The organism is Phaeacidiphilus oryzae TH49, assembly GCF_000744815.1.
Classification (GTDB): domain Bacteria; phylum Actinomycetota; class Actinomycetes; order Streptomycetales; family Streptomycetaceae; genus Phaeacidiphilus; species Phaeacidiphilus oryzae.
Genome location: NZ_JQMQ01000004.1, coordinates 870,529 through 894,342, shown reverse-complemented (window position 1 = coordinate 894,342; position 23,814 = coordinate 870,529). Strand labels below are relative to the sequence as shown.

The 23,814-nt window shown below is 69.8% G+C and carries 25 protein-coding genes and 1 pseudogene; 12 read left to right on the top strand and 14 right to left on the bottom strand.

The genetic code is table 11. From position 1 onward, the window contains the following. Nucleotides 1–388: 388 nt before the first annotated feature. The 3 genes from BS73_RS40275 to BS73_RS38080 all read right to left on the bottom strand — a co-directional run bounded on the left by BS73_RS40275 (nt 389) and on the right by BS73_RS38080 (nt 1,452). Nucleotides 389–772: a DUF6192 family protein gene (locus BS73_RS40275; RefSeq protein ID WP_051939309.1), complete on the bottom strand. Its 384-nt coding sequence runs from the start codon at nt 770–772 to the stop codon at nt 389–391. Further along, on the bottom strand, nt 747–1,130 hold the full coding sequence (locus BS73_RS40270) for a DUF6192 family protein (RefSeq protein WP_161789641.1): 384 nt from the start codon (nt 1,128–1,130) through the stop codon (nt 747–749). The genes BS73_RS40275 and BS73_RS40270 overlap by 26 nt, the downstream gene beginning before the upstream one ends. Nucleotides 1,131–1,314: 184 nt before the next feature. Then, on the bottom strand, nt 1,315–1,452 hold the full coding sequence (locus tag BS73_RS38080; RefSeq protein WP_161789639.1) for a hypothetical protein: 138 nt from the start codon (nt 1,450–1,452) through the stop codon (nt 1,315–1,317). Nucleotides 1,453–1,601: 149 nt separating this feature from the next. On the opposite strand from BS73_RS38080, the gene BS73_RS04275 reads away from it, so the two are divergent. The 7 genes and pseudogenes from BS73_RS04275 to BS73_RS40625 all read left to right on the top strand — a co-directional run. Further along, nucleotides 1,602–1,982, top strand: coding sequence for a YybH family protein (locus BS73_RS04275; RefSeq protein ID WP_051939307.1), 381 nt, complete (start codon nt 1,602–1,604; stop codon nt 1,980–1,982). Between the two features lie 176 nt (nt 1,983–2,158). After that, nucleotides 2,159–2,961 (top strand): IS5 family transposase gene (locus tag BS73_RS35845; protein WP_200886642.1). Its coding sequence is split into 2 segments (ribosomal slippage): nt 2,159–2,491 and nt 2,494–2,961, totalling 801 coding nucleotides; the frame shifts between segments, so codons are not numbered across the junction. 1 nt (nt 2,962) lies between these two features. Further along, nucleotides 2,963–3,124 (top strand): ATP-binding protein, encoded by a 162-nt coding sequence (locus tag BS73_RS38075; protein WP_161789637.1) that lies wholly within the window; start codon nt 2,963–2,965, stop codon nt 3,122–3,124. Nucleotides 3,125–3,751: 627 nt separating this feature from the next. Further along, nucleotides 3,752–4,276, top strand: a complete 525-nt coding sequence (locus BS73_RS35840) for a MarR family winged helix-turn-helix transcriptional regulator (RefSeq protein WP_200886623.1) — start codon at nt 3,752–3,754, stop codon at nt 4,274–4,276. A gap of 56 nt (nt 4,277–4,332) precedes the next feature. Next, nucleotides 4,333–6,138, top strand: coding sequence for a chloride channel protein (locus tag BS73_RS04250; protein WP_084703786.1), 1,806 nt, complete (start codon nt 4,333–4,335; stop codon nt 6,136–6,138). Between the two features lie 73 nt (nt 6,139–6,211). Further along, on the top strand, nt 6,212–6,613 hold the full coding sequence (locus BS73_RS37050) for a hypothetical protein (protein ID WP_152617502.1): 402 nt from the start codon (nt 6,212–6,214) through the stop codon (nt 6,611–6,613). A gap of 539 nt (nt 6,614–7,152) precedes the next feature. Then, nucleotides 7,153–7,254 (top strand): annotated as a pseudogene (locus BS73_RS40625) (transposase); the annotation flags it as partial. 7 nt (nt 7,255–7,261) lie between these two features. On the opposite strand, the gene BS73_RS04235 reads toward BS73_RS40625, so the two are convergent. The 4 genes from BS73_RS04235 to BS73_RS04220 all read right to left on the bottom strand — a co-directional run bounded on the left by BS73_RS04235 (nt 7,262) and on the right by BS73_RS04220 (nt 11,466). Then, a complete protein-coding gene (locus tag BS73_RS04235) occupies nt 7,262–7,846 on the bottom strand; it encodes a dihydrofolate reductase family protein (protein WP_037569817.1) in 585 nt (194 codons plus the stop codon). Between the two features lie 649 nt (nt 7,847–8,495). Continuing rightward, complete coding sequence (locus tag BS73_RS04230) at nt 8,496–9,317, bottom strand: hypothetical protein (protein WP_037569265.1); 822 nt, start codon at nt 9,315–9,317, stop codon at nt 8,496–8,498. Between the two features lie 10 nt (nt 9,318–9,327). After that, nucleotides 9,328–10,731, bottom strand: coding sequence for an AbiJ-related protein (locus BS73_RS04225; protein WP_051939304.1), 1,404 nt, complete (start codon nt 10,729–10,731; stop codon nt 9,328–9,330). Between the two features lie 75 nt (nt 10,732–10,806). Further along, on the bottom strand, nt 10,807–11,466 hold the full coding sequence (locus BS73_RS04220) for a helix-turn-helix transcriptional regulator (RefSeq protein ID WP_037569264.1): 660 nt from the start codon (nt 11,464–11,466) through the stop codon (nt 10,807–10,809). 1,091 nt (nt 11,467–12,557) lie between these two features. Between BS73_RS04220 and BS73_RS04215 the strand changes: the two genes are divergently transcribed. Then, nucleotides 12,558–12,752 carry a hypothetical protein gene (locus BS73_RS04215; RefSeq protein WP_037569261.1) on the top strand — a complete coding sequence of 65 codons (195 nt, stop codon included), beginning with the start codon at nt 12,558–12,560 and terminating at the stop codon, nt 12,750–12,752. A gap of 5 nt (nt 12,753–12,757) precedes the next feature. Beyond that, nucleotides 12,758–13,504 (top strand): helix-turn-helix domain-containing protein, encoded by a 747-nt coding sequence (locus tag BS73_RS04210; RefSeq protein ID WP_235215300.1) that lies wholly within the window; start codon nt 12,758–12,760, stop codon nt 13,502–13,504. 581 nt (nt 13,505–14,085) lie between these two features. On the opposite strand, the gene BS73_RS04205 is transcribed toward BS73_RS04210, so the two are convergent. The 5 genes from BS73_RS04205 to BS73_RS35825 form a co-directional block, all read right to left on the bottom strand. Continuing rightward, nucleotides 14,086–14,787 (bottom strand): hypothetical protein, encoded by a 702-nt coding sequence (locus BS73_RS04205; protein WP_051939303.1) that lies wholly within the window; start codon nt 14,785–14,787, stop codon nt 14,086–14,088. A 205-nt stretch (nt 14,788–14,992) separates the two neighbouring features. After that, nucleotides 14,993–15,295, bottom strand: coding sequence for a hypothetical protein (locus BS73_RS04200; RefSeq protein WP_152617501.1), 303 nt, complete (start codon nt 15,293–15,295; stop codon nt 14,993–14,995). Then, nucleotides 15,241–16,359 (bottom strand): AlbA family DNA-binding domain-containing protein, encoded by a 1,119-nt coding sequence (locus BS73_RS04195; protein ID WP_084703753.1) that lies wholly within the window; start codon nt 16,357–16,359, stop codon nt 15,241–15,243. The genes BS73_RS04200 and BS73_RS04195 overlap by 55 nt, the downstream gene beginning before the upstream one ends. 658 nt (nt 16,360–17,017) lie before the next feature. After that, nucleotides 17,018–17,779 (bottom strand): hypothetical protein, encoded by a 762-nt coding sequence (locus tag BS73_RS04185; RefSeq protein WP_037569253.1) that lies wholly within the window; start codon nt 17,777–17,779, stop codon nt 17,018–17,020. Further along, the gene (locus tag BS73_RS35825) at nt 17,776–18,282 is read right to left on the bottom strand and encodes a TNT domain-containing protein (protein ID WP_161789635.1); all 507 of its coding nucleotides are present in this window, start codon (nt 18,280–18,282) and stop codon (nt 17,776–17,778) included. The genes BS73_RS04185 and BS73_RS35825 overlap by 4 nt, the downstream gene beginning before the upstream one ends. A gap of 575 nt (nt 18,283–18,857) precedes the next feature. Here BS73_RS35825 and BS73_RS04175 point away from each other — a divergent pair. Continuing rightward, the gene (locus tag BS73_RS04175) at nt 18,858–19,295 is read left to right on the top strand and encodes a hypothetical protein (protein ID WP_037569249.1); all 438 of its coding nucleotides are present in this window, start codon (nt 18,858–18,860) and stop codon (nt 19,293–19,295) included. A gap of 232 nt (nt 19,296–19,527) precedes the next feature. On the opposite strand, the gene BS73_RS04170 is transcribed toward BS73_RS04175, so the two are convergent. Then, on the bottom strand, nt 19,528–20,367 hold the full coding sequence (locus BS73_RS04170; RefSeq protein WP_037569811.1) for a helix-turn-helix transcriptional regulator: 840 nt from the start codon (nt 20,365–20,367) through the stop codon (nt 19,528–19,530). 203 nt (nt 20,368–20,570) lie between these two features. Here BS73_RS04170 and BS73_RS04165 point away from each other — a divergent pair, with 203 nt between their 5' ends. Together BS73_RS04165 and BS73_RS04150 are read left to right on the top strand one after the other, a co-directional pair. Beyond that, entirely contained in the window at nt 20,571–21,323 is a 753-nt protein-coding gene (locus BS73_RS04165; protein ID WP_037569247.1) for an SDR family NAD(P)-dependent oxidoreductase, read from the top strand. A 901-nt stretch (nt 21,324–22,224) separates the two neighbouring features. Further along, a protein-coding gene (locus tag BS73_RS04150; RefSeq protein ID WP_407674960.1) for an IS5 family transposase occupies nt 22,225–23,018 on the top strand; the annotation gives its coding sequence in 2 pieces (ribosomal slippage) (nt 22,225–22,567 and nt 22,567–23,018; 795 coding nt in all). A gap of 4 nt (nt 23,019–23,022) precedes the next feature. Here the strand turns inward: BS73_RS04150 and BS73_RS04145 are convergent. After that, the gene (locus BS73_RS04145) at nt 23,023–23,751 is read right to left on the bottom strand and encodes a DUF2625 domain-containing protein (RefSeq protein ID WP_037569243.1); all 729 of its coding nucleotides are present in this window, start codon (nt 23,749–23,751) and stop codon (nt 23,023–23,025) included. Nucleotides 23,752–23,814 lie beyond the last annotated feature (63 nt).

Genomic DNA, 23,814 nt, shown 5'->3' with positions numbered 1-23,814 from the left:
GACCAAGACCATCCCAGAGGGGTGGCCCATCCGCGAGGATGCGCCGGATCCGGGGATGTTCGTCTTCGAGCGGACTAGGCTGGGCGGGTCTCGCGTCGAGACCGTGGGCGGCCGAGTCCGCAAGAGCCGCACCTAGTCGCCCGAAGCCGGCGGCGGTCTAGCGTTCCCGGACCCCGAACCGGCGCGAGACCCCACACCCTTGGTACACAGCCCGGGCATGGGGTCTCACCTGCGCACGCTCCACCAGCCGAGGGCGTGACGTGCTCAGCCGGCGATCCGTCGCACCACGTGCACACCACACCCAACGAGCACGACCCGTGAACGTCACGTAGGTGTCATCAACCAGCCCACCGGCATCAGCGCCCGAAGAGCCACGGCTCGCGTCGCCTCAGCAGCGTGCTTCAACGCGCCAGGAAGAAAAACACCTACTAAGCCGGGCGACGTTCTCGTGCACGACCGCCCGCTCCTCGTCGGTGACCGTGCGCTCGACCAGGCCCGGAACGCTTCTGGCGGCGCTGGCCACGAATGCGTGGCAGGCCCCGACCAGGTCGAGGAACTCGATGGTGTGCTCGACCTGGCGGACCGCGGGGGCGATCGGGTGAGTGCGTTGGAAGTCCTCGTGGGCTTGCCGGCCCCGTTCGACCTGGGCCCGGTTGACCATCTGCCGGGCCCGGCCGTCCGTCAGCGCCTTGAACGCGACATGCGGGCGGTGCAGCAGGTCCGCGGCGGCCTGCGCGGCCACCTGCTCATCGTGGGCGAGCTCGCGGATCACCTGTGCCTTCGCCTGGGCGGGTACCTCCGCCGCGACCTGGGGGGCGGCGCAGGAGGTCGCGGGCCACCTGCGCGGCCACCTGGTCGTCGACCGCGAGCTCGTGGATGGCCTTGACCTTCTCCACCGGCGTCTCCGGGCGGCGGGCGCGGTAGTCGGCGCGGCGGGCCGCGCTGTCCGGTGTCCACCGTCTGCGGCCGGTCCGCTCGTCCAACGGCGGGGCGTCGATCGTCTCGAACCGCTCGGCGTCATCGCCGACCGCGGCCCAGGATGCGGTGGATGTAGAAGGGAATGTGCGTGCGCGTGCCCGCGGCCAGCGCGAGGCGGTCCACCGCCGGTCCTTGATCGTGTTGTAGGGCACGCCGATGTCCTCGGACAGGCGGTGCAGCGAGCGCAGCCAGGCGGCCCGTCGGGTCAGCGGGGAACCGCTGGACCTGCCCGGGCCGCAGATGTAGCAGCCTGCCTGGTGCGCATGGCTGCGGGACGAAATCAACCATGGCGGTTGCCTCACCGCCCCGTACGAGGAGCAGCTGGTGGAAGTCCGGTCAGCTCGCGGTGCGGGTGACCGACTCTTTCAGGCGGCGGCGCAGGGCGCCGTACGTCAGGACCTCGATGCCCAGCCACGGGCGGTCGGGGTTGCGGTAGGCGATGTCGATGACGTCGTGCTGTCCAACTTTGACCATGGCGAGTCCTGACTCTACCTCGCCGCGCGAGCCCCCTGGCGGGGATCGTGGAGGCATCGCCGTGCGCTGCCGGCCTGTGCCCCTGACGCACGCGGCGCGCTCGGACATCCCTGCCGCGACGGACACACACCAGGTAAGGACCCATCCCTGTGAAGACTGCGATCACTGATCCCGCACGGCTGCCCGGCGCGTTCGAGCAGGCCCTGAACGGCGGTGACGTCGAGGGCGTGCTGGCCTTGTTCGCCCCTGGGGCCACCATGCGCACGCCGGCCGGCGAGATCATCGTCGGCCATGAGGCACTGCGCCGGGAGATCAGCGGGACCATCGCCGCCCGTGGACGGCTCACCAACATCCCCCGGCATACCCTGGTCGGCGCCGGAACCGCGCTGCTGGTCACCGACTGGACCCTCGAAGTCACCGCCCCCGACGGCGAGCGTGTCGCCCCGACCGGCACCACCGCCAATGTCGCGTGCCGGGGCGCCGACGGCTGCTGGCGGTTCGCCGTGCTCAACCCCCGCGGCACGGCCTGAGCGCGAAACGCGCCGGCCCCCGGCCGGTGGTGGTCCGTCCCGTCAGCAGCGGCCGGACGGACCACCCGGGGTTCCGCGGCACCACTGGGGCTGCCAGGCACCGCTGCCGTCACCACCAGGGTGGTTAGAAAGTCATCTCATTTGGTGGGTTGGGTAGGCTGTCGGTCGTGGTGGGGATCGTTGAGCGGCTGGTGCCGGATGAGTTGTGGGAACTGTTCCAGCGGGTGGTCCCGGCGGCGCCGACGCGACCTCAGGGCGGGGGCCGGCGGCGGCATGGTGACCGGGAGGTGCTGGCCGCGATCGTGTTCGTGGCGACGTCGGGGTGCACCTGGCAGCAGCTCCCGTCGGCGTCGTTCGGGCCCTCCGGGGCGACGGCCCACCGCCGCTTCGCCGAGTGGTCCAAGGCCCGGGTGTGGGCCAAGCTGCACCGCCTGGTCCTGGACGAACTCGGCGCGCGCGGCGAGCTGGACTGGTCCCGGTGCGCGATCGACTCGGTGAACATGCCGACCCTGAAAAAAAAGGGGACCTGACGGGTCCGAATCCTGTGGATCGGGGCAAGTACGGCTCGAAGGTCCACTTGATCACCGACCGGGCCGGTCTGCCCCTGGCCGTCGCGATCTCGGCGGCGAACCTGCATGACAGCCAGGCCCTCATCCCCTTGGTCAAGGGCATCGCGCCGACCCGCTCCCGCCGCGGCCGAAGGCGCCGCAAACCACAGAAGCTGCACGCCGACAAGGGCTACGACTACGACCACCTGCGGCGATGGTTACGCCAACGAGGAATCACCCCGCGCATCGCCCGCAAGGGCGTCGAATCATCCCAACGACTCGGCCGCCACCGATGGCCCGTCGAACGCACCATGGCCTGGCTCGCCGGCTGCCGCCGCCTCCACCGCCGCTACGAACGCAAAGCCGACCACTTCCCGGCCTTCACCAGCATCGCCTGCACCCTCATCTGCTACCGCAGACTCACCAAATGAGATGACTTCTAAGCGGTTGGAGGACTTCGACTTCGACAAGAACCCGAACGTCACCCCGGAGGTCGTCGCCGACCTCAAATCGCCCGGCTGGGTCCGCGACGGCCGGCCCCTGGTGCTGATCGGAGGGAAGGGCCAGGTAATCCGGGTCGTTCATGCCTGCTAGGTCCGCGGTGAGCACGCGGCGGGCCTGTTGCCACATTTCTTGGCTCCAGCCCGGGCCTGTCGGGCCGCCGCCGGCCGCTGCGGCGGGAGCCAGTCTCCGGCCCAGCGGAAAGTCCCAGGCAGCCAACGTCTCAGCGCGATCCCAGCTGGGTCGGCGCATGTCCGCGGTCCCTCGGCGCGCTTTCAGCTGCTGGCCTTGCCGGGGACTGGATCGCCGCTGTTGCGGGGCAAATGGGCCAGGGCTGCGGTGAGTGACCCGCGCTGGGCTGCTGAGAGCTCACCGAGGCGTGCCGTCTGGGGTACTCGGGCGAGCGCTAGAAGGTCGTGTGCAGCCCACCAACCGACGCCGGGCAGCGCGCGCAGGAGTGCCCCAGTCTCCATGGTGGCCGCTGCCTCCTCGCCGTGGGCAGCGGCCAGGAGAGCTCGGGTCACCGCTGGGGTGCCGTCGGCCGCGATGCGGGCGAGAAGCATCTCCTGGGCGCGGTGGATGCCGGTTGGCGGGGGCGTGAAGTCACGGCTGCACGGCATGGGCGCTCACCTTCCGTAGGGCATCGGGATGCGACCGGAACTTGCATTGATAGCTAAACACTACTGCTAAGCAAGTATTGTCGCATGCAATACTCATGCCATGGAGAGCATGCGGCCAGACCCCATCCCGACCGAGTCGGCAGCGTCACCACGGTCGACGCCCGACTCCGCACAGGTCCAAGTGTTCCAACAGGCGACCCGCGATCTCATCGGTATCGCTCTGCGCAGCCTGGAAGAGGCGGGTGACGGCGTCCCCCTGTCCCAGATGCGTCTCCTTCTCGCCCTGTGGGACCTGGGACGATGCCCCTCATCGCAAGTAGCCGCTGCCCTGGGCCTGGCGGCATCGTCCGTCACGCGCCTCGCGGACCGCTTGGCCGCCTCCGGCTTGCTGGAACGCGGCAGCCTCCCGGACAGCCGTCGCGTCGTAACCCTGGAGCTGACCGCACTCGGCCGTGAGCAGGTCGCACGAGTCCTGGAATGGCGTGAGCAGGAGCTGAAGCGCGTTCTGGGTGCTCTGAGTCCTCAGCAACGGGCAGCAACCGCCGATGGCCTGCGCTGCCTGCATCGCGCGGTGGCTGGTGACGCCGGGGCATCCCCGTTCGCCGCCGGGCCGGTGCCGCTGTGAGCGTGGAGCATCAGCAGCGTGCACCGCACCTGGGCGACTTCACGGTCCAGCCGCGCATGCTGAAGATCACGGCTTGGGCGCTGCCGGTCGGTGGTGCGGGCGCGCTCGCTGCCCTCGGTCTGCTTCGGCTGATCGGCCTGGTCACCAACCTGGTCTTCTACCAGCGCTGGAGCACCGCAATGATCGCCCCGGGGCGGGTGCACCACCCCTGGTGGCTCGTGCTGGGCGCGCCGATGGCCGGCGGGCTGATCGTCGGCCTCATGGCCCGCTTCGGGTCGGAGAAGATACGTGGCCACGGTATGCCCGAAGCCATCGAGTCGATCCTGACAGGCGGCAGCACCGTGCAGCCCAAGGTGGCCGTCCTCAAGCCGGTCTCGGCCGCGGTCAGCATCGGCACCGGCGGGCCGTTCGGCGCCGAGGGGCCGATCATCATGACCGGCGGGGCGATCGGCTCGATCCTCGCCCAGCTTCTCCATCTGACCGCGGACGAACGCAAGACCCTGCTTGTCTCGGGGGCCACGGCCGGGATGGCAGCCACCTTCAACTCCCCGCTCGCTGCCGTGCTGCTGGCGGTGGAATTGCTCCTGTTCGAATGGCGGCCGCGCAGCTTCGTCCCGGTCGTGGCGGCTGCGGCGGTGGCGACCATCTGTCGTGGGTTCCTGCTCGGCCGCGCTCCCGTGTTCCAGGTCACCCTCCCACCCACCGGTTTGCATCTGCCCCCACAGGTGGAGATCCTTGCCGCGGTGTGCGGGCTGAGCGGCGGCGCTTTGGCGGCGGCAGCGACATGGCTGGTGTATCGCTCGGAGGACGCTTTCGCCCGGCTTCCTATCCACTGGATGTGGTGGCCGGCTATCGGTGGCGCCGTCATCGGACTCGGCGGAATGATCCAGCCCCGCGCCCTCGGGGTCGGCTACGACGTGATCGACCAGCTCCTGACCGGCCACGCCACAACCGGGCTGATTGCTGGCATCCTCGTCGTCAAGACCCTCATCTGGGCGCTCTCCCTGGGGTCGGGCACCTCCGGCGGCGTACTGGCTCCCGTCTTCATGATCGGAGGTGCACTCGGTGCCGCTGAGGGCATGTTCTTCCCTCATGTGATGGGCGGATTCTGGGCCATGCTAGGCCTGGCTGCAGTGGTCGGCGGGGTGATGCGTTCCCCCCTGACCGGGGTGGTCTTCACGCTCGAACTCACGCACGCATGGGCCGCGCTGCTCCCCGTACTGATTGCCTCCACCGGCGCCTACGCGCTTTCCGCCCTCATTCTCAAGCGCTCCGTGCTGACCGAGAAGATCGCCCGCCGCGGCCTCCACCTGACCCGGGAGTACTCCACCGACCCGCTGGAGACGTTCTTTGTCCATGAGGTCATGCGACCCGCAACCGTCCTGGGCGAGGACAGGCCGATCGACCGGGCCCTGCTGGACCGCCTGAGCAAGGTCGGCGCAGCCGCCCGGCTGATCCCGGTCACGCGGCTCGACGGCACGCCAGTCGCCTTCACGACCGCACACGATCTGACGGAATATCACGCCAGTCACCCAGAGAAGGGACGGGTGACCGACGCCGCCCGCCCGCTCCAACTCGCCCTCGCCCCGCACGACACCCTGCGAGAGGTCGCCTACCGCTTCGCCGAACTCGGCCTGAGCAGCGCCCCGGTCCTCGCTCCTGCCGATCGCCCCCGTGTGGTCGGTGTCATCACCCTCCCCGACCTCCTGCACGCCCGCCTGCACGACCTCACCGAAGAACACCGCCGCCAACGCCTCATCCCGCGCCGCCAGCACACACCCACCCCGCGCCCGGCGTCCACCGACGCGGCCCCAGCCCGACCCGGGCGGGCAGACTCTGCAGATCTACCCGACCCGGCCTAGGCCACCACGCGTCGATGCCGTTCAGCATCGACATGCACTCGCGGCCCTCTCCCACCGAACTGGAGCACCCCGAATGCCGACCGGTTCCCGCAGCCTGGCAACCCAATTGCGCACCGCCCAGCTCCTCGGCGACTGCGACATCCTCGTTGCCTTGATTCACCCTCGCGTGCACTGGCATCGCCCAGGAGCCACTACGGGCATCCGCGGCAGCCGTGACGAAGCCGCCCGATGCCTCCTGGCCGCCCCGACGACAGGAGTGACGGTGGAGGAGACCTTCGCTTTTCCTGCCGCCGTGGTGCTCGCGCTGCGACCGTCCCAAGATTGCGCCGACGATGTCGTCGTCTACCGGGTCTATCACCACAATCTCGCCCTGGTCACCGCCATCCACGACTACAGCGGTCGCGCGAACGCTCTGAAAGCTGCCGAGCAGGGGTCGTCGTACGCCTGCTACGGCGCCCTGCGAGCAGGCGGCTGACCACCAATGGCCCGTGGCAAATCCCTTCGCCCTGAGAGAGCTAGACCTGTCCGGGGGTGCTCGCGCTGCGCGCGCGGCCGCGCGCGCTCCTGTTCCCCCAGGGCCTCCTCGGCCGCTTGCAGAGCCTGAGTATGCAGCTCACTCAGCAGCGGATTGCTCAGCACCCGGCGCCGGTCCAGTTGGCGAAAGAGGGCGGCCCTGCGATGGCGGCCTTCTGCGACGGCGGTCCAGGCGACCGAGTCGAGCGCGGGCCCGAGGTTGAGGACTCCCTTACGCAAGTCGTGGAGCTCGATCGAGCGGTGGTCGGTCCGCTCGGCTGCCTCAACGTCCCCGCCGGCGACCAGGTGCGCGAGCAGGGTTGCCAGGCCCCAACCGAATCTCGCTCCGGCGAACAGGTCTTTCTCATGGGAGCGCCGCGCTCATTCTTACGCAGTGTCTCACTCCAGGCCTCCCCATAGACGGCAATTCAGCCGAAGAGTGGGTTCCCGCCATCGACAGTTTGATGAGAAATTCTGAGTAGGTGTTTTTCTTCCTGGCGCAAGGAGCAGGGCAGCATGATCCGCCGCTACATCATCTGGCGAAACAAGCACACCCAGGACGAGCGCCTACGCGAGGTCGTCAACAGGGCGAACGTCGCCTGATACGGCACTAGCGGCGGGTGTAGTGCGCGATGATCACGCCTTTGGGGGTAGCTACGCTGCCGGTCAGATCGAACTCGGTCAGCGGGGCGGGGCCGTCGAACAGCCGCAGGCCGCTGCCCAGGGTCAGCGGGTGGATCAGCAGCATGTACTGGTCGATCAGCCCAGCGGCGTGCAGGCTCTGGACCAGGGTGGCGCTGCCATTGATCGACAGGTCGTTGCCCGGCTGGGCCTTCAGCTCGGCCACCACCTCGGCCGCCTCACCTCGCAGCAGGACCGAGTTCTCCCAGGCGCCGGCATCCGGCAGTGTCCTGGACACCACATACTTCCTGGCCGCGTTCATGTGCTTGGTGAACGGGTTGCCGTCAGCCCGGCGCCCCCACGCGGTGATGAAGTCCTCCCAGGTCCGGCGGCCGAAGAGCATGTCCCCGGGCTTGCCCATCTCCTTGGCGAGCTCACGCCCCATGACCTCGTCGTTGTACTGCGGCCCCCACCCACCGTGCACAAAGCCGTTACGGGTGTCCTCGTCCGGACGTCCGAGCCCCTGCACGACGCCATCGAGGGTGACGAACATCCTGGCCGTGATCGAACGCATCGACTCTTCCTTCCACGCCTTGGCCATCAGAGCAGCCCGGGTCGTCTGCGGCTCCGCCGTCCGGAAAACCGCTGCACCCAAGCAGACCGGCAGGTCCCACGAAAATCATCGGCCTCCGGCGAGTTCGGTACGGGAACGGCCCGCCGTCAGCAGGGCGAACGTTGCCTGATGCGGCACTAGACCAAGACCATCCCAGAGGGGTGACCCATCCGCGATGATGCGCCGGATCCGGGGATGTTCGTCTTCGAGCGGACTAGGCTGGGCGGGTCTCGCGTCGAGACCGTGGGCGGCCGAGTCCGCAGGGGCCGCACCTAGTCGCCCGAAGCCAGCGGCGGTCTAGCGTTCCCGGACCCCGAACCGGCGCGAGACCCCACACCCTTGGTACACAACCCGGGCATGGGGTCTCACCTGCGCACGCTCTGCACCGTGATCTCCACCGCAACCGCCTCTCCTCCGGGAGACTACGGTGGCCTCGCCTTGATCATCATCCCGGGTTCGACTCGGTTGCCTGCTCTCGTTTCTCACCGACCTTTGGGGACGGTCCGAGGCCGGACTGCTCTCCGTTCTCGGCTACAGCCGCGCTCCGAATTCACCTACGCAGCCACCAGGATCCGCGAATGCGCGGGGCCGCACACACGGGCGGCCCTGCTCACATCTCGTCGAAGAGGAACTTGCCGACCACGCCATCGCCCTGAAAAGAGCTCAGGTTCATCGTGATCGGTTGGAGCGCCACCTCGTCCGCAGTGGGCTGGGCAGCGAGCGCCGTACGGTCCTGCGGGTGGCCGACGATGAAGAGCGGGGCAGCCGACCAGGTCACCCCGTTCAGCCAGCGCACCCAGTTTGGGCGCAGCACCCGGTGGTCGAAGCCGCCTGCGGGGCCGAGCCAGGCGACCGCGGACAGCCGGGAGTTCAGCGGCAGATACAGCGCGCGCCGGCCCTGGGCGTCCCGGCGCAGCTGCGGGACGTAGCTCCAGGCGCGATCGTTCAGAATGAATCGGGGCGCCTCTGGGGGGCTGTGCAGGATCCGCCAGCGCCATGTTTCGATTAGTTCCAGTCCGTTGGCGAGGGCCTCCAGTCGGACCATGTGCACCGCGTCGCCGGAGACAGCCGGCTGGCCCGCCTCGAGCCGCCACCGGTTGATCGCTTCTTGGAAGTCTGGGTGCCGCACCCCGGCCATCGCCGCGTACACCACCAGCCAGGAGCGGTCCTCCGCCGTGTCCGTGCCGCGCTGCAGTCGGCCTACCGCGCCCGGGAGCCTTGGTTCGACGACGTCCCATACCGCGTCGACGACGTCGGGGTCACCGCCCGGCGCGGGGGCCTGCAGCCGGTACATCTTCGAGCGCCAGCCGATGGCCTCGGCCTTGGTCCCCCGTGCCGTGTCCCATTCCTTCCGCCGCCACCAGACTTCCGCATCCCGCAGCCCCGGCCGGCCGGAGACATCGCCGAAGCCGCCGATCAGCGCGGCGGGCACGAAGTGCTGCCTACTTCCGGACATCGCGTTCCCGCTGTTCGTGGTGGGCCCGGGCGCAGGCCACGTCGTAGAGGTCGAAGAGGCGGGTGAAGAACTCGCGCAGGAGCGGGCGGGCGTGGTCGGGGTTCGTCAGTTCGGTGGAACTGAAGCGGAAGACGTCGTAGCCGCTGAGCCTCAGCTCGCGGTCCCCGCGTACGCCGGCGGTGTACTTCTGGCCGTCGGCGTAGTGGTGGGCTCCGTCGACCTCGAGGACGACGCGTCGGCCGTGCGGCAGGAGGAGCAGGTAGTCCATCCGGTGGTGCAGGAGGGCGTCGGGGCCGCGCTGGGCCACGGTCTTGGGGTCCCAGTGCAGCCAGACCTCCGGCAGGAGGGCGGGAAGCCGGGGGACGCGGGGGCCGTGGAGCTCGTGGTAGATGAGGAAGAGGGCGCGTTGCGGGGAGGTGCGAAGGCTGGGCATGGACTCCAGCAGGCGGGTGTAGAGCGTGGCTTTGACCTCTTCTTCGTCGCTGGTGCCGCTGGTGTGCTGCCACCAGTCCTGCAGGTCGTGCCAGGTCAGGCCTTCCGGGCCGATCGGGCGGTCGTAGACCAGGACTTCATCCGCGCCCTGGAGGACCTCGATGTTGTTGTCGAGGGCGTCGAGGAAGCGGATGTCCGGCTTGCGGGGTGAGGCGAAGATCAGGTTCTTCGGTCGGCGGCGCGGCCGCGTGCCGACCGGGAGGAGCTGGAAGTGGGGGTAGCCGTCGCGCACGCCAGTCTGCTCCAGGCGGAGGCCGGCCTGGAGCAGTGTCGGGTTGGCGGCCTGGACGATCCGGGTCTGGGCCGAGACGTCGGGGACGTTCTGGGAGGAGACGAGTCCTTCGAGGAAGCCGCTGAAGCGGGCATGCGCTGTCCCGAAGGCGCCCAGGTGCTCGAAGAGGTCCTCGGTCGTCCAGTCCTGCGGGTTGCGGAAGACGTGCTGGGTGATCCGGTCCCGCAGGCTGCGCGCCATGGGTCCCGCCCATCCCGCGAGGGGATCGCCGTCGAGGATCCACCACTGCTCCAGGAGGTGTTCGAAGCGGTCGGGGCGGTAGATGAGGAGTCCCAGGTCGAGCGCGCGCGAGAGGTCCCGCCGGACCCGGCCGGGTATCTCCATCGTGGGGAGCGTGGCCCACAGGGCGTTCTCCACGGCGAACAGGTCAGCCCTGGAGATGGAAGTGGGGCGGGCGTCGAGGATGCGCTGGGCGACCTGGGGCAGGTCCACATCCCGCAGCCCCGCCAAGCTGGCGCTCAGGCGTTCCCACTTGGTCCCCTCGGCGGGCAGGGGCGGCAGGGCGAGTTGCGGGCACAGCGCGGTCAACTCGCGGTGCGTGCAGGTGTGGAGGCCTCGCACGGCCGCCTCGACCGCCTGCCGCAGCTCCACCACATCCGTCGCCACGACTGGAGTCTGGCAGAGAGCGCCGACACCCGCCCCCCGCTTGCCCGGCCGCCCCGGTCGCTGCTGCTCGCGCGATCAGGGGTGCTGAGAGACCTTGCACATGGGGCCCGGGCGGATCGCGCCGTCCTCAAGGCGTTCCAGGTGCCCTGCCTTGGCCAGCCGCGTAACCGCCTTGGAGACAGTGCCCTTGGAGAGCCCAGAGCCCTTTACGACGTCCCGGTGGCGCACGGGCCGACCGGCAGTCGCCACGATCTCGAGAACCAGGGCGTCGCTGCGGCGGGAAGCGAGAGCGATCTCGTTCCAGGCCGGCCCGCCCGATTCCGCGGTCCCCATCGCGGCCTGCCCAGCGCGGGCGTGCGGCAGGTGTTGTTGCTCGGCGTGCTGTTCCTCGCGCCAGCGCTCGATGGTGCCCGCTCCGATGCCGGTCATCCGGTGCACCACCGAGACCGGCACCCGCGCGCCCTCGCCCACCGTGACGTACGTCCTGAGCTGCCGAATCGTCTCCCATTCGGCTTCCTGCTGCTGCCGGCGGATGGAGCCGAAAGCGGCCAGCACGCTGCTACGCAGCGCGGAGGCCACGTTGAACAGCTCATCCGTGCTGTAGCCGTCCACGTGCCAGCCCAGGTCCCGCATCCGCTCGGCCAGCAGGCGCAGCCCGCCTGCGACTCCTTCGGCCTGCCGGGCCAGGGCCACCGTCCCTGCGGCCCGGCCCACCGCCGCCTCTTCCTTGCTCATGCCACCGATCTCAGCACCGCCAGAGATCTACCACGCGGACCGACGCACCGGCATCAACGCGGCCATGAGCAGCGGCCCGGACGAATCGAACAAGACCGCGAAGAAGGCCCCGAGAGGAGCGGCCAGCCCCCGGCCTTCAACCACCGGCGTCGGCTGCGGCCCTGAGCGCCGGGATCGGGTCCGGCGTGTGGCGGCGGGCATCGGTCAACCAGGCTGGCGTGTCGCACGTGTCTGGCGGCTTCTGAACACCCCAGATAACCGGGGCCCCGGGTGGCGCGGAGCGCGGGGAGACGGGAGCGCGGGCCTTTTCCCGGTGCCGCGCTGAGCGTGGACAGGGGCGGCGGGTGAAGCTACTGGCGTGGAAGTATCGTCCACCACTCAGTCCGCCGCCGCGGCCGTCGCTTTGATCACGCCGAATGGGTGGCTTCCCTGGCCGGACGCGTTGCGGGGCAGCGCTGCTCATCACCGCTGCCCCGCCCGCTGGTTGCGGTCCTGCTTGCGGAGGCGCGCTGCTTCCGTTCGTCGCCAGTTGTCCTGACCTGCTGCTCGTTCTGTCCTGGGCGGAAGGCGGCCGGCGGGCGTTGTGATGCGGTCGCGGTGGGCGGGGTGGAAGTGGGGGGCGGTTCGGGCCGGACCCCGAACCGCCCTGGTGGCGTAACCCGAGCGGAACCGTTGCTATAGGGAGTCGCGCCTTGCCCGAGGGCTGTGACCAGCATGGAGGCATCCCGGGCGGTGGTGAACCGGGAAACGGCAACTGCGCTTGAAACGTCGGTGGGCAACATACCCGCCGTCGTGACCTGTGGGTTTCTAGAGGGGGTGGGCGTTGCCCGGCAATGGCGTGGCGTTGGGTCCGCAACACGACTGCTGGTGCCGGAAGTTGCCGAAGGGTACTCCCGGTCGGCGCTCCGGTCTGGGGAAACCGTGTTGAACGCGTCCTGGGGTGTTACCTGCGCTGGCATGTGCCCCCTGGCCATGCGCGGGATGCTCCAGGCTGTCCCTCGTCCAGCCCAGCGGCGGGCCGGCCGGACACCGGTCGCCGCGGTCTCGATGACCCGGGCGGAACCGAAGTCCGCTATGAGCAAGGAGTCGTGATGACCCGTCACCTAGCGGGCGGCGAGGGGCTGCGCACCATGCGCGTCCTCGTCGTCTTGATGGTACTGCTGGTGCTGCAGTGGCACAGCACCCGCTTCCCGGCCGCCGTCACCGCCGCGGGGATGGCCCTGTTGTTGCGGGCTGCCGCCCCTGCCCCCGCGCGGCTGCTCCGGCTGAGGACGGCGCCGCGGTGAGCACCATGTTGGTGCGGGGGGACCGCCGACATACCCATCGCCTGGTCGCAGACTTCGCCCGGGATCTCAAGGGCTTGAAGGCGACGTGCGGGCTGTCGCTGCGCGCGCTGGCCCCGCGGGCCGGCTACTCACCCGGCGCCCTGTCGAAGGCGACGGCGGGCGACCGGCTGCCGAGCCTGACGATGACCAAGCAGTACGTGCAGGCATGCGGGGGCGACGTCGGCCATTGGGTGGACCGGTGGCGCTATGTCCACGACCGGCTCGAGGCGGTCGACCGCGCCGCGCAGCACGCAGAGGCCACCGTCGAACCGCTGGAGCGAACCGACCTTACCGGGGCGCTGATCGACCTCCCCGCTCCGGAGAGTCCCCGAGCCCGCTTCGCGGTCTACCTGCGGGCGCTGTACGAGCAGCAGTCCCTGCCGATGGATCGGATCACGATCAGCAGCGGGGTGCCGATGCGTGAGCTGGTGGGCTGGATGAACGACCAGCCGCTGCCCCGCACGTGGGGGCCCGTGGGTAAGGTCCTGGAGGCCTTCGGCTCCGGGCAGGGGGAGGTCAAGGCCCTGCGCGACTTGTACGACATGGCGATCGCGCCGGCTAAGAAGCAGTCGAGGCGGGTGAGCGTCGACGTCAGGTTCGGCGGTGAGCTCCTCGTCCGGATCGACACCCCGGCACTGGTACTGCTCGGCATCACCCTGCTGGCCATCATCGCGGCCGGCGTCCTCACCGGGAACCTGCTGGCCCCCACCTGACCTGCAGGCCGCGGGGTGCCCCGGTCGGTCGCGACAACCAGCCGCGGCCGACCGGGGCGCCCCGCCCGCCGTCTATGGTCCCCGACGATGAGGGGCGGCCTTCGAGTACCCGGCCCAGCAGCCGTGTCACTCCGCCGCGGCGTCGTCGGCGAGGATGAGGCGGTAGACCGCCCGCACGGCCGTCTCGTAATAGCCCGGCGGCGCGGTCTCGTCCCCTTCAAGGTCATACACAGCCACCGGGCCAACTCCTCACTACTCCACTGGCCCAGACCGCTCGGCAAGGAAAACTCAGTCACAGGCAGAGCTCCTCATCGGTATCGGGCGGCGTTGGAGCACGGCCGGGCACACACCCGAGCGCAGTCGCGGGGCCGCCACCGAGCAGCCGGCGGACCGAACCGGCGTTCGCCCGGGACTGCAGCGGGCGCGGCTGGACGAGAGCGCCAGCTGGTCGACGACCACACGGCGCCGACTACTGATCGCGGGTCACGGCATGGCACGGGACCAACTCCCCTCGGTTTGCAGCCTCTTGGGCTAGTTCTGCCGCTTGCTCCCGCGGAGGGCCCTGTTCGATCGGCTCGGGGTCAGCCTCCGGACTTGGCTGTGGTGCCGGTGGCCGCCGGCGGGAGGCCGAGTTTCTGGTCGGCGGTGGCCCAGTCGGTGGCGATGGCCTTCTGGGCGGCGGCCAGCGGGACGTGGCCGGAGCACACCGCGGTGTGCAGCTGCTCCTCGAGGGCGTCCTTGGGGTTGTTCACGCCCGCACCGGCCTGATGTCCCGGAGAAGGCGGCTCCACCCACAGGTTGCGCGGGTCGTTCGGGTCGCCGCCCAGGGACAGGGGGACCAGGTGGTCGTACTCGGCGTCGTGCGGGCTGCCCGTGTAGGCGTAGGAGCGGGCGTTGGCGCGCTTCTCCGCCCCGGTGACCGCCGCGGGCGGGCGGATGGTAGAGGTGTAGCCGCCCGGCCGGCAGATCGTGGTCCGCAGCGTGCCGGTGGTGACGGCCGGGGACAGGGCTCCGGGCGTGCACGCCGGATCCGGCAGCGGCTGTCCGTGGTCCGCGCGGTAGTGGCAGGTACCGGGGGCGGGTTGACGCTGGACGGTGTAGGTGGGCTGCGGCCCCGGACCCATGGCCAGCGCGGGACGGGCCACCGCCGCATCCCCGGCCGGGCCGGCCTGCGCGTCCGCGTCCCCGGAGGCGGAATGGGTGGCGGCGGAGCAGCCGGCGCTCAGCAGCAACGCAGCAGCAGCGGCGGCCCGGGCGATACGGGAGACCCTGCGGGACCTCATCGCTTGACAGCGAGTCACATTTCGCATGCAAGCACCGTATCCCTCACATTCCGCCTGTATCCGGCGGGAAGAATCGATTCCCCCTGGAGCATGGCGGCACCACGGGTGTTGACCACGAAGGACGCGATGCGGACGCCCCAACCGGCTGGGAGAAGAGCGCCGCCCTGCGCTTGAGAGGCAGCGTCAGGAGCGGGGCAGCCGTCGCTCACGGGCCGGCGCAAGGGACCTGGTTCATCTCGGCCCAGCGGCTCATGAGCTCGCGGAAATCGGCGGGCCACTGGGCGAGTTGGACCGTTCCGTCGTGGCTGATCTGGGTGCATTCAGCGATACCGAATGCCTGAAAGAGCTCGCCGGCGAGCGCCGAGGTGGCCTGGGCCAGGCCGGTGCCGCCGTCCGCGAGCTCGTCGAGCAGCACGGCCGCCTCGGCATGGGCGTACGCGCTGGTCTGGGTGCTCAGTTCGAGGAACCAGCCGGTTCGGTCGAGGCGGTCAAGGCGGTAGCGGGGCATCGGGTGCATCTGGGGTCTGGCGGGCCCATGCGGATGCTGGTGGGGGCTTCCACCAGGCAGGCCTTCGCCAGGGCCGTTCCGGTGGCGCCGCAGCGGTCGCGTGCGTGCTGGCCGAGCAGGTGGAGCGCCCCGAGCAGCAGGTGGACGATCGCGCCGGGGTCGCTGTAGTGGAACTCCTCGCCATTCTGGTTGCGCTGGTTGCGCTGGGGTTGGCCGGCGAATGATCCGGCGCCGTCGCGGTGCAGCTGCCCGTAGTACTGCTGGGTGGCCCGGGAGTCGCTGAGCGGGATGAGGCGGCGGGCGCCGATCCGCACATCGTGGAAGACGCGGCCACCCTGACCCGGGAGCGAGGTGTTCAGCAGGGTGTGCTTGTGCCGCTCGTAGCTGTCCTGAGTGATCTCCATGGTGCCGGGAGCCTCGGGTACGACGGTGACGATGAGGTGGGCGATGTTGCTTGCCGGCAACGCGGCCAAGAGCTCGGCCTCGACCTCGTCCCGGCGCTGGTCGCGGGCGGCGGCCGCACGGAGCCGGTCGTAGTAGGCGGTGGCGACATCGGTCTCGGTCATCCAGGTCGTTTTGCTGCCCGAGCGGCGCGGGTAACGCAGGGTGTTCTCGCTCGCCCTGACCGGCGCAATGGTGATGGCGTGCGGGTGCAGGCCGGTCCTGGGCACCGCGATCAGCAGGAACCCGCGGCCGGGACTCTCCGGGTTGTGCACGGCGCGCATTTCGAACGGCACCGGCGGCGACGTCCAGCGCGAGGCGACCTGCTGCAGATGACGCATGTGCCCGTCGGACAGATCGGCGTCGGTGACGCGACGCGGGATGCCCTGGGTTTCGGTCATGCCGACGAGGAGCACTCCCCCGCGATGGTTGGCGAAGGCGACAAGGTCTTTCGCGAACTCCTCCTTGCCCGCCTCGTCCTTGGCCGTGATCTCGCGCTTGTAGTCCAGTTCCTCGTCCTCGGCCGCCTCGGTGTTGGCCACCAGGCCGGCGAGATCGGCATAGGTCACCGCGCTCAGGCGAGCGCCGAGCAGCTCCTCCAGGCGACGCGAACGAAACATCATGACCGCAGGCTAAGCCGCATCGACGCCGCGACACGCCGACCTGAGCCGACGGCCCCACGAAGCGGCTGACGCAGCTCGGCACCGGCATGCCTGAGCTGATAGAACCGAAGGCTTCAGCGCCGAGGCTGACTGATCGTCACGTCCGACGTCCGTCGCGGTGACGCGCATCAGCGCACCCGCGCCCAGGCCCGCCCCCAGGTGCCCGTGCAGTTCCTGGACCGACCGACACACACCGCCCGCCCGGGGCGGGCGGATGAGGTGAGGGCGCGCCACCGCCCGTATGCGGATGGTCCACGGGCGGACGGCGGGCAGCTCTTGGCCGGCGCTGCCCCGCGAGATGGCTCCCTAATCCGGGTGGTCCGCATCGAGGTCGGTGAGGCCCAGCCGGACCATGTTCGACATCGGCTGGGTCGTTGAGGGTTACTGCCCTGTTGGTTTCCGGTTGATCTCAATGACCGGCATCAACGTGGCCCGAGCGGGGATGCCGATCTACCGGGGAGTCGGCCCGGCGGGAGTAGAGACGTCGGTGATTCACTCCAGCGGCTGGTCAAGGGCAGCCTGGCCGTCGTTCACGGCGGCTCTTTCGTCGTCCGTCAGGGGGATGGCCGTGAGCATCTTCTGCAGGTGTGCGCGCCCGCTCGGCTTGTGAATCGGGTGCTCAGCGCCCCGGGTCCGGCCACGGTGACGGCGGGATGGGGCGTTGTTCGCGGTTCCAGCGGGCGGCTTCGAGTTGGCCACGCCATTGGGCCGATGTGGGGCGGTCCGCGACGCCGTGCGCGGTGGCCGAGTTGAACAGGAAGGTGCAGGCCTCGGCTTCGGTCAGCCCCACGGCCAGATAGTGGCCGCCGCCCCCGCGTTCGCCGCTCCAGGCGATCCACCACCTTCCGTCCGGGCACGGCGCCGCGAGGGTGCAGTTGTCCCGGTTGACAGGGTCGATGCCCCCTATCCGCAGCCCGCCGCGGCTGCCGGCCTCGCGCAGCGCCTGGTCGAGTTCCACGGCAGTCATCGCGGGTTGGTCCTGCGCCTCGCGGCGCTGCCAGATGCGATGCCAGTGCTCGCGCACCCGCGCCGCCTCGGGCCAGGTCCGGTCGGCGTGCGCCCGGTTCTCGGCGCGTCGCGCCTCGAATTCGGCCGCCCAGGCGACCTTCTCCACGGCGAACGGCTCCGGGCGCGTCATCTCCCGATAGAAGACCTCGCAGGCTTCCTCCTCCGTGCCGAAGGTGCGCAGGCGGGAGTAGGTGCCGTAGGTGGCATCGGCTCCCCCGAGCACATACCACTCGCCGGCGCGGGAGCGCAGCAGCGCGATCCCTCCGTGGTCCGGGCCCGGCCCGGCCGGGTTCCACGGCTCGCCCTCCAGCCGATAAACGGCGTCGTCGACTCCGGCGGTGCGCAAGGCCGGCCGCAGCTCGGTGATTCTCACTCCACCTCCTTGAGGAAGCCGTTGCTGAGCAGCCATTGGACGTTCATGGCGTGCGTACCGTCGGTCCTGAAGATACCCGGGAGCTTGTACCGGGTTCCCCGACCGGGCCGGCCGAAGCCGGGCGACACCTCGCTGCCCATGATGTCGCCATCTGCCAGTCCGTGTGCTTCCGCGTAGGCATCCGCGTCGGCCGACGTCCAGTCCTTGGTCCATCGGTACACGTGGTACCCGTCGTGGAGGTTGGTCGGGGGTAGGGCCCGCTCGGCGGAGGCGAGCCGGTCGGCCACGGGGGGCTGTCGCAGCGAAGGAAGCAGGCAGCCGGCTTGTGCGGAGAGTTCATGCAGATCGGCCGATGTGCAATGTACTACCATGAGGAGCTTGGCCACCGTGGACAGAAAGCGGAATTGGAAGGATTCGAGCCTGTGGGCCGGGCTTCTTGCAATAGGTTCGGGCTCGGCGCTCGCATTCGGCAATCCGGATGGGGTGGCCAGAGTTCTGCTCACGGGTGGAACCATCTCACTGGCATACTTCTGGGGTCGGGATTCCCTGCGAAGGCGATAGGCGGAGACGACCCGTGCCCCGGAGGCATCGACCAGATACCAGCGGAATCAAACTCCCCGGAGAACTCTCTCAGCGGCCAGGAATCCCCGGTGCGCCTCACTATAGATCTGGTACCCCGGCCGCCTATCCAAATTCCATGTGGCCTTTTCGGCGGATGAAGACATGCTTATCTCTGTGCCAGGACCCCCCAAAGGCGAAGCCCTGCTCCGTTGGATCGCCCGCGAGATCGAACATGTCGGAGGCACGACGTCGATCGACCTCTATGTAGACGAGGAACTCGCCGACCCCCGCAAGATTTCAGCATTCTCAGAACTGAGATCACAAGCGATGAGCGGCGGCCCCCAAGGGCGCGCCCGAGATCGATTCGTGGCTCATCCACTGGACCTGTCGCGGGAGCGGGACGTGCAGGCATTTTCCCTGCTCGCAACAGATGTGATCTACCTGGAATCAATCCACAAGGGAAGAGTCCTCTTCGCCTCCGGCTCCCCGAACGACTGGGTCGAATTCAATCGCTTTGGTGCCGCTCGGCCACGCCTTGGTACCGAGCGGCCAGCACGCCGAGGCGGAGGAATACCTGCGCGCAGCCCTCGCCGAGGGACAGCACAAGGCCCCCTTCGCCTACGCGCTGCTCCTGGCCGACACCGGTCGCCAGCGGGCGGCCATCCCCCACTACCAGGCCGCCGCCCGGGAGGAGGGAGAAGTCCACGCGTATCTCAATCTCGCGCTGATCCACGACGACCTGGACGAGGAGGACGAGCGCGCCGAGCAGTGGTATGTCAGTCCCGTCGAGCACGGGGACCCCCAGGCACTGGTGGAGTATGCCGACTTCCTCCAACGCTGCGACCGGCCGGCTGAGATCCCCGGCTTGCCCACGCGGTGCCCGAACATCGAGCTGACGGCCAGTCAGCAGACAGACCCGGCCCTGCTCGCCGACGCAGGAGCAAACCGAGCCTGAACCAGCCCCGAGAACGGCGATAGCACACCGTGCGCTCGGCGGTGTTCCACACTTCCAGGTGCTGGGACCGGGCGGCCCAAGCACAGTCCACCCCAACGGGGACCTTCCAGATTCCTGCCTCGACGGCCGCGACACCCCCGGACCACCTCGAGCCCGAGCCCACTGCGGGCACCGAGTCCGTCCAGGACCAAGGCGGTGGAGCTTGGCCCGTACCCGGGCCTCGGCCCCATCGTCACAGGGGCGTTGCCCGGCGCAGCAGGCGGTCGATGTTCTCGCGGCTGCGTGTGTCGGTGGGGGTCTGGACGACGAGGCGGACGCCGGGGTGGTCGGTCAGTTCCATGCCGGTGGCACGCAGGCTCACTTCGCCGATCCCCGTGATGCCGTAGCGCTTGTCGCACAGGCGCGGTGGAGCGACGTCGTGCCTGGCCCAGAGCCGAGAAAAAAGCGGGCTGGCGGTGCACAGACGGGCGACGAGGTCCTGCCATCGCGGGTCGCCCGCGTTCTGGCTGTAGCGATAACGGAACCCTGCCACGGCCTCGGGCGCCTGCTCGTCGCGGTTGACGATGCGGTGCTGCCCCTCCGGGGCCGCGAAGAGGTGCCACAGGGTGTTGCGCTCGCCGGGCGGAGCACTGACCACAGCGGGGTGCAGGGCCGCGTATGCGCGGTTCCAGCGCAGCACGTCGGTGCGGGCGTCGACCACCATGGCGGGCAACGGGTCCAGGGCTCCCAGGACGGTGTCGAGGTGGCCGGGGAGCTCGGTCGGCGGATCCCTGACGACCGCGGGCTGAGGGACCTCGGCCAGACGGTAGAGGTGGTCGCGCTCGGCGGCATCCAGAAACAGCGTGCGGGCCACCGCGTCGAGCACCTGGGAGCTGACGTTGATCGGCCGCCCCTGCTCCAGCCACGTGTACCAGGTGATGCCGACACCGGCCAGCTGGGCGACCTCCTCGCGGCGCAGTCCGGGGGTGCGGCGACGGCCCCCCGGGCGTATGCCGGCTTCCTCGGGCGAGACCCGCGCGCGTCGTGAGCGCAGGAACTCCCGTAGTTCGGTCCGGTTCGCGGTGGGCGGCACAGGCCCACTGTGCCAGAGCCGGGAGGCGTCGGCCTGGTGCTGCCAGTACCAGTATCCGCAGGCTTCTGGAACCGGTGTCCGCACCAGGCGCAGGCTCGCTCCACCTGCGTCCCTCAGGACGTTCCCGGGGACGTCATCCACGACGCTCCCCTAGGATGGCCACCCGGAGGGACGGATGAACGGATGAACGGACGACGAGTGCGATGAGCAGCGCGTTTCGCAACAAGGTCGCGGTCGTGACGGGCGGGAGTGCCGGTATCGGCCACGCCACCGCGCGGAAGATCGCCGAAGGGGGCGGCACCGTCTACATCACGGGCCGGGACCAGGACGCCGTGACCGCGGCGGCCGCGGACATACCGGGCGATGCCGTCGGGGTGCGGGCCGACTCGCGCTCCGCCGACGACCTCGACCGGCTCTTCGCACAGGTGAAACGGCGCAGCGGCCGGCTGGACGCACTGGTCGTCAACGCGGCGGCGATCGCGACCGCACCGCTGGGAACCATCACCGAGGACCACATCAGGTCCGTCTTCGACGTCAACATCACCGGCACGATCATGACCGTCCAGAAGGCGCTGCCGCTGCTGGCGGACGGTGGCGCCATCGTCCTCACCGGTTCGATGGCCGCGCACAAGGCGTCACGCGGGCGGAGTCTCTACGCGGCCTCCAAGGCCGGGGTCCGCGCCCTCGCCCGCACCTGGGCCCTTGAACTGACCCCACGCGGGATCCGGGTCAACGTGGTGAGCCCGGGCCCGACGGAGACCCCCGGTATCGCCCAGCTGGCCGCCACCACCGAGGAACGACAGGCGCTCATCGCCACAATGGGCGCCGGGACCCCGATGACCCGGGCCGGCACCGCCGAAGAGGCCGCCGCCGTCATCGCCTTCGTCGCCTCCGACGCAGCCTCCCACGTCAACGGCGCCGACTACCACGTCGACGGCGGCTACGGGCAGGTCTGACACCCCCACCGGGCGCCGCCACGAACCACCCGGACACGACCCAACGCCAGCGAGAGGGCGCTGACGCGGTCCTCGAACTCGCGGCGGGCACTGCGCCGGGCCCGCACCACCGCGCCCCCCCTGGTTCATGACGGCGGTGAGCAGTTCCCCGCCGGGTCCCATCCCATCACTGGACCGGGAAGAGCGCGCAGGTCGTACTCGGCTCCGGCCACCGCGACGCTCGCGAGGTCCACCACCGCCAGGAGCTCGGCGCCATTCCACGCCTGGTCGGCGTCGTGGAAGTCGCCGTGGACGAGAACGGCCGGCCGGTGGTCGCCTGCACTGCGCCGGCCCAGCCGCACCAGCGAACGACCGCCTCCCGCTGTCCCGGCGAGATGCACCGCAGGCCCTTCTGGCGCAGCACCCCAGGCCTGGCCGGCGGCAGTACGGGCCTTGGGGAGTGGGGCGCCGGCGGTCTCTCGTTCACCGCGGCCCGCGCGTACTCCGGGGCCGCCGATGGGGTGTTGCAGGCCGGCTGGAACCGCGCCGGCCGGCGGCCGGCCCGATCCCGGTCGATGGAGTCGATGGAGTCGATGATCTCGAACAGGGACGTGTCGGGCACCGGCCGTGTGACCTGGAGAGCCGGACCGGTACTGCCGGCCACGACCTCGGGCCGGAACGGCACACCCGGTGCCCGCGACAGGGCCTCGATGACTGCGGCTTCCCGCGCCAGGAGCAGCGCGGCAGGACGGGACCACGCGACCACGCGGCCCTCCACGCAGTACTGCTCGCCGACCGCCGTGTCGAGAGGGTCCCACTGCTCGTCGCCCTCCAGCTGTGGCGCGTCCGCCACCGCGCGCGGAGCAGGCCGGCGAGTAAGAGGCCATCTCATTTGGATCAGTACTCTGCGGTCGTGACGATCGTGGAGCGGTTGGTTCCTGATGGACTGTGGGAGTTGTTCCAGCGTGTGGTGCCGCTGGCGCCGACGCGCCCGCAAGGTGGAGGACGGCGGCGCTATGGGGATCGGGAGGTCCTGGCCGCGATCATGTTCGTGGCGACGTCCGGCTGTACATGGCGGCAGTTGCCGCCGTGTTTCGGGCCTTCCGGTCCCACCGCGCATCGGCGCTTCTCCGAGTGGAGCAAGGCCCGGGTGTGGGCGAAGCTGCACCGCCTGGTCCTCGCCGAACTCGGCGCCCGAGGGAGTCTGGACTGGTCGCGGTGCGCGATCGACTCAGTGAACATGCGGGCCTTGAAAGGGGGGAGCTGACGGGTCCGAATCCTGTGGATCGGGGCAAGTTGGGCTCGAAGATCCACTTGATTACGGAGCGCACCGGTCTGCCCCTCTCGATCGGCATCTCCGCCGCGAACACTCACGACAGCCAGGGCCTCGAACCGCTCGTACGCGGCATTCCGCCCATCCGCTCTCGCCGCGGACCCCGCCGGCGGCGACCCGCCAAGCTGCATGCGGACAAGGGTTACGACTACGACCACCTGCGCCGATGGCTCCGCACCCGCAATATCACCCCGCGCATCGCCCGCAGAGGCGTCGAGTCCTCCCAGCGGCTGGGGCGTCACCGTTGGACCGTCGAGCGCACCGTCTCCTGGCTCGCCGGATGCCGTCGACTGCACCGCCGCTACGAACGGAAGGCCGAGCACTTCCTTGCCTTCGCCGGCATCGCCGCCATGCTCATCTGCTTCCGGCGTCTGGACCGGTGAGGATTCACGCAGCCCCGAGAAACCCCGGATCGACGCCGTCGAACTGCAGGCACGAGTCGCGATTCATGCCCAAGAGCTCGGCCATCGGTACCGCGCGGCGGCTGGTCGTCGCAAGGTCGCGGCGACCTTCAGCCGACCAGAGCGGCGGAAAGCACGACAGCCCCTGGCGAACCGTCAGCGCGGAGACCTCACTGCGCCAGCCGTCCCATCGGAGGTTTTCGTAGAACTGCTCAAGCCCTCCAGACAGAATCCAGGACAGCCATGCCGAATGGCCAGCTCCGAGGGCCTCCCATCTGAGCGAGTCAGGGGCAAAGTAGACGATCTCACCCGGATCGCCGGGCCGACCGGCGTGGGCGGGCTCACCCCCGTTGAGGGCGAACACCCCGCCCAGGACATCGTGTGCGATCACGAGGCCCGCCTCGACCCGCCAGCCTGAATCAAACGCTTGTGGCATAGCGTTGATCCCGGCCAGGCTCGGCGGGCATCTCGGCCCGACGTCACGCGGACTGCCGAAGATCCGCAGCCATCCGCCGTCCACGAGCAGACCACCGCAATTCAGCACGATGCCGCCCAAGAAAGAGCGCGCCGAGACCTGCAACTGCAGCAGAGAGGCGCGGCCCATCTCGGCATCGACGGGCAGCACCTCGACGGCCACCTCGCTGGCAGACAGCTCCTCAAGGAGAAGCGGCCAGGCTGGATCGGCGATGTTGATCAAATCATTGACGTCGCGCATCCCCGCATCGTCGCATCCGCAACCGCAGGTCCCACCCATCGGGTCACCTGCGCTCGATCAACC